Annotated in this window: 10 protein-coding genes and 1 pseudogene; all 11 read left to right on the forward strand. The window is 55.4% G+C overall.

The features are described 5' to 3' along the window. Positions 1-28: 28 nt before the first annotated feature. The 11 genes and pseudogenes from AC1MDT_RS28765 (at position 29) to AC1MDT_RS28815 (ending at position 13,274) form a co-directional block, all read left to right on the forward strand. Positions 29-1,180 (forward strand): response regulator, encoded by a 1,152-nt coding sequence (locus AC1MDT_RS28765; RefSeq protein WP_480420039.1) that lies wholly within the window; start codon positions 29-31, stop codon positions 1,178-1,180. Between the two features lie 110 nt (positions 1,181-1,290). Continuing rightward, positions 1,291-1,737 carry a response regulator gene (locus tag AC1MDT_RS28770; RefSeq protein ID WP_480420040.1) on the forward strand — a complete coding sequence of 149 codons (447 nt, stop codon included), beginning with the start codon at positions 1,291-1,293 and terminating at the stop codon, positions 1,735-1,737. A gap of 392 nt (positions 1,738-2,129) precedes the next feature. After that, positions 2,130-2,300 carry a hypothetical protein gene (locus tag AC1MDT_RS28775; RefSeq protein WP_480420041.1) on the forward strand — a complete coding sequence of 57 codons (171 nt, stop codon included), beginning with the start codon at positions 2,130-2,132 and terminating at the stop codon, positions 2,298-2,300. A 545-nt stretch (positions 2,301-2,845) separates the two neighbouring features. Further along, entirely contained in the window at positions 2,846-5,290 is a 2,445-nt protein-coding gene (locus tag AC1MDT_RS28780; RefSeq protein WP_480420042.1) for an arylsulfatase, read from the forward strand. Between the two features lie 320 nt (positions 5,291-5,610). Continuing rightward, positions 5,611-5,931, forward strand: coding sequence for an acid-activated periplasmic chaperone HdeA (gene hdeA, locus AC1MDT_RS28785; protein ID WP_480420043.1), 321 nt, complete (start codon positions 5,611-5,613; stop codon positions 5,929-5,931). A gap of 431 nt (positions 5,932-6,362) precedes the next feature. Further along, the gene (locus AC1MDT_RS28790; protein WP_480420044.1) at positions 6,363-6,638 is read left to right on the forward strand and encodes a DUF3302 domain-containing protein; all 276 of its coding nucleotides are present in this window, start codon (positions 6,363-6,365) and stop codon (positions 6,636-6,638) included. Further along, positions 6,550-6,999 carry a DUF1214 domain-containing protein gene (locus AC1MDT_RS28795; protein WP_480420045.1) on the forward strand — a complete coding sequence of 150 codons (450 nt, stop codon included), beginning with the start codon at positions 6,550-6,552 and terminating at the stop codon, positions 6,997-6,999. The genes AC1MDT_RS28790 and AC1MDT_RS28795 overlap by 89 nt, the downstream gene beginning before the upstream one ends. Positions 7,000-7,569: 570 nt before the next feature. Further along, a pseudogene (locus AC1MDT_RS28800) lies at positions 7,570-8,327 on the forward strand (IS5 family transposase). Between the two features lie 605 nt (positions 8,328-8,932). Beyond that, entirely contained in the window at positions 8,933-10,366 is a 1,434-nt protein-coding gene (locus AC1MDT_RS28805) for a cytochrome ubiquinol oxidase subunit I (RefSeq protein WP_480420046.1), read from the forward strand. Between the two features lie 3 nt (positions 10,367-10,369). Further along, complete coding sequence (cydB, locus tag AC1MDT_RS28810) at positions 10,370-11,377, forward strand: cytochrome d ubiquinol oxidase subunit II (RefSeq protein WP_480420047.1); 1,008 nt, start codon at positions 10,370-10,372, stop codon at positions 11,375-11,377. Between the two features lie 280 nt (positions 11,378-11,657). Further along, positions 11,658-13,274, forward strand: coding sequence for a GMC family oxidoreductase (locus AC1MDT_RS28815; RefSeq protein WP_480420048.1), 1,617 nt, complete (start codon positions 11,658-11,660; stop codon positions 13,272-13,274). Positions 13,275-13,336: the final 62 nt, after the last annotated feature.

Below are 13,336 nucleotides of genomic sequence, written 5' to 3' on the forward strand. Positions count from 1 at the left end.
TCGACAAGAAACCACAGCGAATCGCGCTATGAATGGCAATGACAATCCGAACCGTAAATCGACGATCCTGGTGGTCGACGATACGCCGCAAAATCTTAGCCTGATCTGCGATTTACTGGAAAACGACTACCACCTGCAGGTCGCGTCGAACGGCGCTCGAGCGTTGAAAATCGCCTTTTCCGATCTGCCGCCGGATCTGATCTTGCTCGATATCATGATGCCGGACATGGACGGCTATGAAGTCTGCCGGCAACTCAAGGCCTGTTCCGAAACGGCGGACATTCCGGTGATCTTCCTCACGGCGAAAACCGATACGCACAGTGAGCACATCGGCCTTGAACTGGGGGCCGTCGATTACATTAGCAGGCCAATCAGCCCGCCGATCCTGCTGGCGCGGGTAAAAAACCATCTTCTCCTGAAGACATCAAGCGATATGTTGCGCGATAAGGTCCGTTTCCTTGAGCGAGAAATCGTGCAGCGCACACTGGAAATCCATCGCGCTCAGGATGCAACTGTCCTTGCGGTCGCCTCGTTGGCCGAAACGCGTGACAACGAAACCGGCAACCACATCCTGCGTACCCAGTGCTACGTGAGGGCCGTCGCCGTCAAACTGCAACAACATCCGCGATTTTCCGATTATCTCAGTGATGCGGCGATTGAATGTCTCTACAAGTCGGCGCCGCTGCACGACATCGGCAAGGTCGGCATTCCCGATCGGATCTTGCTCAAGCCAGGCAAGCTGGACGCCGATGAATTCGAAATCATGAAGACACATACCACCCTGGGACGCGATGCCATCGCGAGTGCAGAGCAACGTCTGGATAAAAACATTGCCTTTTTGCAATGCGCGAAGGAAATTGCCTACGCCCATCATGAGAAATGGGATGGCAGCGGTTATCCGTTGGGTCTGAAGGGCGATGCGATTCCAATTTCCGCACGTCTTATGGCCGTTGCCGACGTTTACGATGCGTTAATCAGCCGGCGGGTCTACAAACCGGCCTTTCCCCACGAAAAAGCGCTTGCCATCATCATCGAAGGACGCGGAAAGCATTTCGATCCGGATATTGTCGATACATTTATGGCCATACAGGAGCAATGCCGGGCAATTGCCGAATGCTATACGGATACCGACGACGATCTGGCCGAGCAGGCAGCTCGGGTAAGCACGGTAGGCTTCTAAAACAGCCACGCTGTTAAGCCAGGCAAGCGGGCCGTCATTGGGTTTTCGCAGGCCCTGAAAACGGAACGAGGCCGTTGCGAAAACCAATCCCATGTATGAACTGAGTCAATATGCACGATTACGATATTTTGAGTGACGCCGAGCGCGAAGCAATCAATGCCGTCATGCAGGAGCGAGAGCTACCACCTCAAAAAGCCTTGGTAGTCGAGGATGACGACGTTACGCGTGAGATGCTGGCCGACATTCTTCAGGTCAATGGTATCCAGTGCCTGATGGCTAAAAGTGCAACCGAAGCCTTGGGTTCACTGGTCACCGACAAGTCCATCGGGCTGGTTATTACTGACCTGCGTATGCAGCCGCTCAATGGCCTGGCATTGATTCGCCAAATCCGAAAATCAGAGTGGGCAGACTTGCCCGTTGTGATCATTTCCGGTGATGCGGGGATTCGGGATGCCATCGCGGCCATGCATTTGAATGTCGTCGATTTCCTGCTCAAACCAATCGATCCAGACCAACTGGTTGCATTGGTTTACCGAGAGCTGGGCCTCAAGGCCTAAGGGCATTCAGTGCCGACGTTGCGAAGCGTCAACAGCCCCTAGGCTTGGCTGTTCTGACGTTGACTCTGGTTGATCACATAGGCTGGTTATTTTCTAGGAGCTTGGCGGCGTAAATTTGAGGCCCGTTACTCAATCAGTCCATTGTCTAGGAGGGACGATTATGCTTCCTCCATTCATCAATCCTCGATTTCCTTTATCTGAATCACACACTGCAATCGCCATCAGTCGTCTGATGCAGGCCGTCACTTGCACGGACGAGCCGGCCTACCATGTCACCTTGGATGCAGAGGGTGATGAGCAGATCACCTCGACATCGCTGACCGAGCTATTTGATTGCGTGCCACAGATTTGGCGAGACATACGCGGACCGCTGCGACGACGAATATCAAGACGTGTTCTGGATGGCCTACCGGGAGATTGGGCTCGAAGTCAGCCCATTGGGGCTGATCTGCCTGAACGGCACCGAAACCGCCTACCTGAGCACTGCTCAATCGATGAATGCGCTGGCAGATAGAATCCGGCTACTGATCTGCTGCCAGGAGCTGAATCAGACTCATGCATGAGATGAGTTCGCCGTTCTAGCGAACCAGGAAAGTTTGGGCATGCTCTCCAAAGCAATCAACTACGTCCGTCGCCTGGAAGCGGATGCGCCGCAGGATCAGCGCCTGCCCGATCTGAGGCGTCAACTAGGGTTGCGCTAGGGCGTTGGGGCGTTGGGGGCAACGCCTGTAGGGGCCATGGTGACGGTCGACATAGTCGTGAATTTCGTTGCTGGGCTATAGCTCTGGTCAGACACATAGCCGGGAGTCGTGCTTGCTGCCCCCGGATTGATTACCGCAATAAAAACTGACAGCTTGATAACGCGACAACCCGCTTGAAAGCTGCCATTTGTCGGTCTTGAGCTGATTGTGAACACAGCTTTATTGACCTTGACTACGCTCCACGAGGGGGATGAAGGGGAATTCGGGAATTCGGGAGAGTTTCAATGAAGCGTTCAGCGCCGGTATTAGCACTCGCTGTGAAATTCACATCAGGGCCATCGAAATCCGGACCCTTCGTCTTGGGGATCCTGGCATGTATGTTGTCAGCCATATTGACGACACCAGCCTTGGCCCAGCAAACCACAGGTGAGCCGGGTTCGCCCGGAGCGACCACCACGATTGATGGTAACTACCTGCCACCGCCACCTCCACCGTTCCAAGGCCAGATCAATCTGAATGCCCTGCAGTCGACGCCGGCGTGGCCGGCGCGCGTGGTGCCACCGAAGGGTGCACCGAATATCCTGGTCATCATGACCGATGATGTCGGCTTCGGCGCGCCATCGACCTTCGGTGGCGTCATCCCGACGCCGACCATGGACCGCATTGCCCAAAACGGCCTTCGCTACACCAACTTCCATACAACCTCGCTGTGCTCGCCGACGCGAGCGGCGTTGATCACCGGGCGCAACCACCACTCTGTAGGCTTCGGTGTGATCTCCGAAATTGCAACCGGCTTTCCAGGTTACAACAGCATCATGGGGCCTGAAAACGCAACCATAGGCAAAGTCCTGCAAGAGAACGGCTACCGCACTTCCTGGTTCGGCAAGAACCACAACACACCCGCTTTCGAGACCAGCCAGGCCGGGCCATTCAATCAATGGCCGACCGGTATGGGTTTCGATTACTTTTACGGGTTCAACGCTGGTGATACCTCTCAGTGGGAACCGATGCTCACCCGCAACACCACGCCAATCACGCCCTTCGACGGGCATCCCGGATGGAATCTCATTACGGCCATGGCCGACGATGCCATCGGCTGGATGAATCAGATCAACGACGTCGACCCGTCGATCCCATTCATGATCTATTACGCGCCGGGGGGCACACACTCTCCGCACCATCCGACGCCGGAGTGGATCGAGAAAATCAGCGCCATGCACCTCTTTGACAAGGGCTACCAGTCCGTGCGGGAGCAGATATTTGCCAATCAGAAAAAGCTTGGGGTTATCCCGGCGGATGCCCAGCTGACACCTTGGCCGAAGGAAATGCTCAAGGAGTGGGACCAATACACTCCCGAAGAAAAGAAATTGTTGATTAAGGAGGCAGATGTATACGCGGCCTATCTCGCCTACACCGACCACGAGATCGGTCGTGTGGTCCAGGCAGTGGACGACATGGGTAAGCTCGACAACACGATCATCATTTACATCAGCGGCGACAACGGCGCTTCGGCTGAGGGCTCGCCAATGGGTACCTGGAACGAGATTCTTCCCTTCAACGGTATCAATCCGACAGCGGCCGAACAAATGCCCATGTACGACGCCTGGGGCAGCAAGCTGACTTATCCGCACTACTCCATTGGTTGGGCCTGGACGTTCGACACGCCGTACAAGTGGACCAAGCAGATCGCATCCTACTTCGGCGGCACCAAGAACGGCATGGCGATTTCATGGCCAGGTCATATCAAGGACGTTGGCGGTATCCGCTGGCAGTTCCACCACGTCATTGACATCATGCCAACACTACTGGAAGCCGCCGGTATTCCCGCACCGGTCCAGGTTGACGGCATCGCGCAAAAGCCGCTGGAGGGGGTGAGCATGGACTATACGTTCGACGCCAACGCCGGCGGGCGTGATGTCAAGTCGCATCACACCACCCAGTATTTCGAGATGTTGGGTAATCAGGGTCTGTACAGCGATGGCTGGATACTGAGCGCGGTGCCAATTCGCGCACCGTGGGAGCTTACCGGGGCAGCGGTCACCGATCCCGCATCAGCGTTCAAATTCGAGCTCTACGATCTCAGTAAAGACTGGACACAATACACAGACCTCGCCGCACAGAATCCGGTGAAAGTTCAGGAAATGAAGGACCTGATGTTCGGCGAGTTCGCCAAATATCAAGTACTGCCGCTGGACGCCTCGGCAGCCACGCGGTTCGTAACGCCCCGTCCCAGCCTTGCAGCGGGCAGGACGGTGTTCAACTATTCGGGCGCGACTGTCACCAATATCCCGGCAGGGAACATGCCAAACCTGCTCAACAGCTCCTACAGCATCACAGCCGAGGTTGACATACCCAAGGCAGGTGCCGATGGCATGATCGTGAACGAAGGTGGGCGGTTTTGGGGCTACGCGCTCTATCTGATGAAAGGAGCCCCAACGTTCACCTATAACTTTCTCGGCCTCAAGCGAACAAAATGGCAGGGGCCTGAACTGACACCGGGCAAGCACACGATCGAGTTCGCCTTCAAGTATGACGGACTTGGCGCAGGCACCCTGGCATACAACAACGTGAGCGGTATCGGTGGTGGCGGGACCGGGACGCTGAAGGTGGATGGCAAACCTGTGTCCACCGAGAGGATCGAGCACACCCTTCCTCTCACCAAGCCTCTGGACGTTGTATTCAACATCGGCGCAGCCTCTGGTACGCCCGTGGATGACAAGGACTATCAGATCCCGTTTGCATTCACCGGCACGATCAACAAGCTGAATATTGCGCTCGACCGGCCGAAGCTGTCACCCGAGGACGAAAAGAGGCTGCAGGAAGCTGAAGCGAAGGTGGAAAGCGACAAATAATCTCGGGAGAGAGCTGGATTGTTGCCGAGATCCAACCTCTAATTTCACTGGCCTGCGTGGTAATCCACACAGGCCAGTGATTGGCAAACGTTCAGGGCAAACAGCAGATCGTGTTGAAAAATCGAACCGAGTTGATGCCCCAAGGCGCGATCGACGCGAACTGTGAGTAACCGTCATGCTCCAGCTGAACCTGCATCGCGTCGATTTTCGCTTCATTTACCCAGCGAGGACATCAGCGAAGGGTGATTGGCTATGGTGGATTGGGCGCGTGAAAAAAATGCTACCTAGTTGTCATTATTCCATTAACAGAGGATTTAATAATGCAGCGCAAATTGATTGTTATAGCAGCCTTGATACTAGCCGCCAGCTCAATGGCCATGGCCGCTGGCAGTACCGGAAAAAAACCTGTTTCAAAGTGGACCTGTGAAGACTTTCTTGCCGTAACTGAAACTGACCGGCCAGTCGCAGTGGGTGTTGGAGAGGTGGTGAGCCGCAAGGGTAAGGTGGAAGATGAGGTAGTGGATGTTGAAAGTATCGCTACCGTTACCCCCGCGTTGGTTCAGGTTTGTGGCCAGGAACCAAAGGCATCCTTTATCACCAAGCTCAAATCTGAATGGGCAAAAGTTAAAAAGGCTATGTAAGTTCAATGGCTTCCACTGGTGAAAAACATTACTAACAGGCAGTGTCAAAACATGAAATCAAACAAGGACGCTGCAGCGCCCTTGTTTGAATAGCTGTGCGCCTGGGAGAGTTTTCCGGCAGTCCACTCCTAACCTGCTGCACTACAAACAGGAAGCCTCCACGCCACAACTGCACTGGAGACAGCGGGCCCAAATAGTAGCGATTGAATTGTCTATCGAGCAGCCGCTGAACGTGTAAACCTCCCAAGTGACTGGGCGTTTATTTCGTAGATAAGGCCGGACTTACTACACGACTCCAGTTATGCCCGAGACATTCTGCAAATCTGCAGAGTTTGGAGACGTATCATGGCGCAACTACTCGGCTTTGAGCTCGACATTTGGGACTACGTCACGTTTATTTCGTTGTTCATCATCGGTATTAGTGCAGTCGTGTGCTGATAGTCATAGCCGGGCTGCCTGGGCGCATCGCTATCGCGCGCAAGCATCCGGATGCGGAAGCCGTGAATATCATGGGCTGGGCGGGCTTTCTCGCGGTGGTACCCTGGATTCAGGCATTTATCTGGGCCTTCAAGCCCACGGACATCGTCGACATCCGCCGCTTCCCGACTCAGGAACAGCGTGAAATCGAAAAAGAAATCTCCCGACTCAAAGGCGAATCCGCGAGCTTGGATAAATCAGGCAAAGGGGCCGAGAAAGGAGACGCCTGATGGTCGCCGGCCGAGCGTATCGCGACCTTCGACCAGGACGGTACTTTGTGGGTCTCCTGCCAAGGAGTTTTGGTCGTTTACGGTGTACGACAGCCAGACACGCTCCATGCTCCAGACCGATCAAGAATACCCGGCCGTCGACAGCCTGACCAACGGATTGCTGGTCAATACGGATGGTTCAGTCGATGTTTACTTTGGGCCAAATGCACTGGCTGGCAAGCATGACAACTGGGTGCAGACCCTCCCCGGCAGGGCTGGAACACCGTTCTGCGTCTCTACGGCCCCCTCGAACCGTGGTTCGACAAGACTTGGCGTCCGGGAGAGATTGAGCCGATGTAGGGGGCGTGCCGCTGCCGACTAATCTAAGCACGCACCTTTGCTGGGCTTGGTCGTCGAGTCTGTTGATGGTCCCGGTTTTGATCCTTTTGGTCCACGGTGCAACTCCGTGTGGGGCCTACCAAAAAAATTAACAACTTAGGCCAATCATTGCGATTGGCTTTTTTTTTGACGGCTGTGTAAGCATCCAGCGTAAAAAAGCCCAGCTCAGTAGCCAGGCTTGATGGTTCTGCGCGATCAAATCAGAATTTCGGTCATATGCTTTGGCCGTTCAATATTTGCCCATGTCTGGTAGTGATGGACCGCTTTTGGCCGATTCTTGCGTATCGTGGGGACATAAAGCGACCTAGGCTATGTGAAGACGTTTTAGAGCAGGTTGCAGTCGAGACTGTTACGAAAGTCGCGTTCCTATGCATATTTCCGGCCTGGCTGATTAACCAAACTCTGGCAGGTTTTACGTAGCAACGCAGACTTCAAGACGGCGCATGCGTTTTCAGTCTGGATCCACAGTAACCAGAGACCCTAGGGAAACTCTGAAGAAGACTTCCAAATCTGGTGAAATACCCGCCTGACACGATCACGACGGATGAGCCCCATGAAACAGATGTCCTTCGCCGATGCCAAGAACGCCGGCAAACGTAAGCAGACCCGCCGCGAGCGCTTCCTGATCCAGATGGATCAGGTCGTGCCCTGGAAGGTCAGCTGGAAAAACATGAGTTGGGCGGTGGAATTTTGCAGGTCATCAACGGTTATCTGAGGGATCTAGGCTTGATGCTACGTCAGGGCACCGTGGTCGATGCGACGATCATTCATGCGCCCAGTTCGACCAAGAACAAGGACGGCAAACGCGATCGCGAAATGCATCAGACGAAGAAACGAAACCAATATTTCTTCGGGATGAAAGCGCAAATCGGTGTCGACGCTAAGTCAGGTTTAGTCCATAGCCTGGTGGGTACTGCGGCGAATGTGGCGGACGTTACTCAGGTCGATCAACTGCTGCACGGTGAGGAAACCTATGTCTGTGGCGATGCTGGTTACACCGGCGTGGACAAGCGCGCGGAGCATCAGGATCGCCAGCTGATCTGGTCAATTGCGGTACGCCCGAGCAGTTATAAAAAACACGCGAAAAAGACTTTGAGTGGGCGCATGCGTCGCAAGATCGAGTACGCGAAAACCCAGGTACGAGCGAAGGTTGAACACCCGTTTCGCGTGATCAAGCGTCAGTTTGGTTATACGAAAGTGCGTTTTCGCGGGCTGATGAAAAACACCGCGCAACAGGCCACGCTATTTGCCCTGTCGATCCTGTGGATGATGCGAAAACGGCTTCTGGCTATGGGAGAGGTGCGCCTGTAATGCGGGTCAATCGCCCTGAAACAGCGCCATCAGAGGAAAGAACCGTGAATTAAGGACGAGATGGTCTGCTTTTCGACCGAGTCATGATTTTTTGAACCTTATGCAGCGAGGGCATCAAAAATCGGTGCGTACTTCAGACCTTCCCTAGTGGCTTGCACCCTCCCGACATCGTCGCTTAAGGCGATAGGGTTAGCATATTGTAAACGGACTGACGGTGGATCAGATGCAGCAAGCAACTTACAAATGCACTATCTCAATTGACATAGAAGTCAGCAACAAACCGAAAATGAAGTTGGGTAGGCGGGTGTCGGAAGATGCCTTAGAGGAGGCTTGAGCCGTGTGCGTTGAAAGGTGCATGCACGGCTCTTAGGAGGCTACCCGCCACCGGGGACAACGTCCAGCGTCAAAAAATGGACTACGCTTTTAACGTTGTTTGATCCAGATCAGACCCTTGTGGAGATGATCCGACCGATCAATGGTCAGACTCCCTATGTTGTGATGCCTGTAAAAAAGAATGAATTCAAATTCGCCACATTCCATATCCGTGGAAACAGTGGGTGCAGGCCACGAGCCTTCAGCCGGTATCACCTGACAGAGGAAGACTTATGTTCGGTTTGGAGGCACTTGATCTCGCCCGGATGCAGTTCGCGTTTACCGTCTCGTTCCACATCCTATTCCCGGCCATCACCATTGGCCTGGCGAGTTACCTGGTGATGCTCGAAGGCCTTTGGCTGAAAACCCATAACGACACGTTCCGCGATCTTTACCACTTCTGGTCGAAGATTTTTGCCGTCAACTTCGGTATGGGCGTGGTTTCCGGGCTGGTCATGGCCTATCAGTTCGGCACCAACTGGAGCCGCTTTTCGGACTTCGCCGGTGCCGTGACCGGGCCGTTGCTGACGTACGAAGTCCTCACGGCCTTCTTCCTCGAAGCGGGTTTCCTGGGTGTCATGCTGTTCGGCTGGAACAAGGTCGGACGCAAGCTACACTTCTTCGCCACGGTCATGGTCGCTATCGGCACGTTGATTTCGACCATCTGGATTCTCGCTTCCAACAGCTGGATGCAGACGCCGCAAGGCTACGAAATCGTCAATGGCCAAGTCATTCCGGTGGACTGGCTCGCGGTAATCTTCAATCCGTCGTTTCCCTACCGCTTGCTGCACATGGCCACAGCCGCGTTCCTCGCCACCGCGTTCTTCGTCGGCTCCTCGGCAGCCTGGCATTTACTGCGCGGCAAGGACAATCCGGCGATCCGCACCATGCTCTCGATGGCCATGTGGATGGCCCTGATCGTGGCGCCGATTCAGGCCTATATCGGTGATGCCCACGGTCTCAACACGCTCAAGTACCAGCCAGTGAAAATCGCCGCGATCGAAGGCCACTGGGAAAACATCGGTAATGATCCAACCCCGCTGATCCTGGTTGGCTGGCCGGACATGACGGCCGAGAAGACCAAGTTCGCGGTCCAGATTCCGTACTTGGGCAGCCTGATCCTGACGCACTCCCTGAGTAAACAGGTGCCGGCGCTCAAGGACTTTCCACCGGAGGACCGGCCGAATTCGACCATCGTGTTCTGGTCGTTCCGAATCATGGTTGGCCTCGCGATGCTGATGATCCTCACCGGTTTGTGGAGCCTGTGGCTGCGCAAGGGCGACAAGCTGTATACCTCGCGGCCGTTCCTGTACCTGGCGCTGTGGATGGGGCCGTCGGGCCTGATGGCGATTCTCGCCGGTTGGTTCACCACTGAAATCGGTCGTCAGCCGTGGGTGGTGTACGGATTGCTGCGCACGGCGGATGCATCTTCCCACCACAGCTTCACGCAGATGAGCATCACGCTGATCATGTTCGTCGTGGTGTATTTCACGCTGTTCGGTACCGGTCTGGGCTACATGATGCGCCTGGTGCGCAAAGGGCCGGAGATCGACGAAGGCAAGGAAACCAATGACGGTGGTCCGGGCCAGAAGCGCACACCAGCGCGTCCACTGTCCGCTGCTGACGCCCACGGTGACAGCGATCACAGCCAGACCAAGGAGATTTGAGTCATGGGTATTGATCTTCCGCTGATCTGGGCCGTGATCATCATCTTCGGCATCATGATGTATGTGGTCATGGATGGCTTCGATCTGGGCATCGGGATTCTTTTCCCGTTCATCAAGGGCAAGACCGACCGCGATGTGATGATGAACACCGTTGCGCCGGTCTGGGATGGTAATGAAACCTGGCTGGTACTGGGGGGCGCGGCGTTGTTCGGCGCCTTCCCGTTGGCCTATTCGGTGGTGCTCTCGGCGTTGTACCTGCCGCTGATTTTTATGCTGATCGGGCTGATCTTCCGCGGTGTCGCATTTGAGTTCCGCTTCAAGGCCAAGGACGACAAGCGTCACCTCTGGGACAAGGCATTCATCGGGGGTTCAGTCGCCGCAACGTTCTTCCAGGGCGTGGCGTTGGGAGCGTTCATCGACGGAATACCGGTGGTCAACCGTCAGTTTGCCGGTGGCTCACTGGATTGGTTGACGTCGTTCACCCTGTTCTGCGGTGTGGCGCTGGTGGTGGCTTATGCGTTGCTCGGTTGCACTTGGCTGATCATGAAAACCGAAGGCAAGTTGCAGGAACAGATGCATGACCTGGCGAGGCCATTGGCGTTCGTAGTATTGGCGGTAATCGGGATTGTCAGCCTCTGGACCCCGTTAACCCATCCCGAGATCGCGGCGCGTTGGTTCACCCTGCCGAACCTCTACTGGTTCCTGCCGGTGCCGATCCTGGTGATGGTGACTATGTACGGTCTGATCCGTGCCGTGGCGCGCAATGCGAACTACACGCCATTCCTGTTGACCCTGGTGCTGATTTTCCTCGGCTACAGCGGTTTGGGTATCAGCCTGTGGCCGAACATCGTGCCGCCGTCGATCTCGATCTGGGACGCCGCCTCACCGCCGCAAAGTCAAGGCTTCATATTGGTGGGCACGCTCTTTATCATCCCGTTCATTCTGGGGTACACCTTCTGGAGCTATTACGTATTTCGCGGCAAGGTGACCCACGAAGACGGTTATCACTAGGTGGTGAAGGGGGAAGTCGTGGACTATCCTTTCTGGCAGTTCCCCCGAGGGAAGTACAAGGGCAAGCCTCATTCAAATATAGGTCTTTCAGAACAGGGAAGTAAAGCTGCAGATCAGTACAGTAGTGACGCCGAGATCGTGGTAGCTGACAGCGCTATTTGTACATGTACAGAGGCGTGCGACCACCGCCTATGATGGCAAATTCAGATGATGCCGGGTTTCGTCAAATCAGGACGGCATTTCCAAACACTGGCAAGAAGCTCAACCGAGGAGTGCATCTATGTACGACTATGTCATCGTAGGAGCCGGTTCGGCCGGCTGTGTTCTTGCCAACCGCCTGTCGGAAGATCCCGACATTAGCGTTTGCGTGATTGAGGCCGGGCCTTCAGATGCACTGACGTTCATTCACACACCGGGCGCGTTCGGGCTTTTTATGTTCACCAAAAAATACGATTGGTCGTACGAAGCGAAGTCGGATCCGGCCCTTCGTCACGGCGAACCGCTCTTTTGTCCTCGCGGCAAGACCCTTGGCGGCTCCAGCTCTATAAACGGCATGGTCTATACCCGCGGCCATCGGTCCGATTACGACGGTTGGGCTTCGCTGGGTTCCCCAGGCTGGAGCTATGACGAAGTGCTGCCCTATTTCCGCAAGGCGGAACACAATCAGCGCGGAGCCGACAAGTATCACGGCGACCAAGGCCCCTTGGCCGTGTCGGACAGCGAGCTCAACTACACGATATCGAAGGTCTTCATCGAGGCGGCCGAGCAGGCTGGCATGCCGATGAGCAATGACTTCAACGGCGAGCAATATGAAGGTTTCGGGGCATTCCAGTTCACCATCGCCAATGGTCGGCGTTGTAGCACCGCAGTGGCCTATCTGCATCCGGCCATGAGCCGACACAATCTGACGGTGATGACTGGCGCCGACGTTGTGCGTATCGAGTGCGAAGGCAAACGGGCGGTCGGCGTCACTGTTGAGCACAGGGGCGGGCAGGCTTCAATCAAGGCCAACCGCGAGGTTATCATTTCGGCGGGTGCCTTCAATTCCCCGCAACTATTGATGCTGTCGGGCATCGGGCATCCGGACGAGCTCAAGATGCACGGCATCCCTCTCGTCCATCCCTTGCCAGGGGTCGGCAAAAATTTGCAGGAGCACCCCGATACCGCGGTGCTCACCACCAGTCACCCCCACGGCGGCGTACAGCTCTCCCTGGGCGGTGTGCTACAGATGGTCGGTGAAGGTATCGAGTATTATGGCGCCCATCTCGGCAAGCTCCGATCTTCGTTCACGGAGGTAGGAGCCTTTTTGAAAACTGATCCGTCCCTTGCAGTGCCGGACATCGAACTCTGCACCTTGCCGCTGCTGTTCGACGACTCGGGGCGCGATTTAAAGCTGATGACACACGATGGTTACTCCTGCCATGTGGGCTGCATACGCCCAAAAAGCCGTGGCACAGTCAGCCTGGCCAGCGCTGATCCGAGCCACCAACCGATCATCGACTTCAACTTCCTCAGCCATCCGGACGATATGAAAACACTGATCGGCGGGGTACGGCTGGTGCGTAAGATCTTGGCTGCCCCAGCCTTCGATCCCTATCGCAAGGAAGAGCTGTTTCCTGGTAAGGACGTACAGTCCGACGAAGACCTCGCCCAAGCGATCAAGGACAAGTTTGGCCTTGAATATCACCCAGTGGGTACCTGCAAGATGGGGCAGGACGATATGGCCGTAGTGGACGCCGAACTGCGCGTTCATGGCATGCAGGGGCTGCGCGTTGTTGACGCTTCGATCATGCCGACTCTGGTGGGAAGCAACACCAATGCTCCGACAATCATGATCGCGGAAAAAGCCGCTGACATGATTCGCAATAAGGCACCGTTAAAACCTGCTGCGACATAGCCCTCAGAAACTCTTCAGGGCCAAAGCCTGCATCGCCCCGAGGTGAAGGCGATCATTGGGGC

Source organism: Pseudomonas sp. ASL7, from assembly GCF_056680375.1.

Coding starts and splice junctions, on each gene's coding strand:
- AC1MDT_RS28805 (WP_480420046.1), top strand. CDS start 8,933: ATGTTCGGTTTGGAGGCACTTGATCTCGCCCGGATGCAGTTCGCGTTT.
- cydB (WP_480420047.1), top strand. CDS start 10,370: ATGGGTATTGATCTTCCGCTGATCTGGGCCGTGATCATCATCTTCGGC.
- AC1MDT_RS28815 (WP_480420048.1), top strand. CDS start 11,658: ATGTACGACTATGTCATCGTAGGAGCCGGTTCGGCCGGCTGTGTTCTT.
- AC1MDT_RS28765 (WP_480420039.1), top strand. CDS start 29: ATGAATGGCAATGACAATCCGAACCGTAAATCGACGATCCTGGTGGTC.
- hdeA (WP_480420043.1), top strand. CDS start 5,611: ATGCAGCGCAAATTGATTGTTATAGCAGCCTTGATACTAGCCGCCAGC.
- AC1MDT_RS28770 (WP_480420040.1), top strand. CDS start 1,291: ATGCACGATTACGATATTTTGAGTGACGCCGAGCGCGAAGCAATCAAT.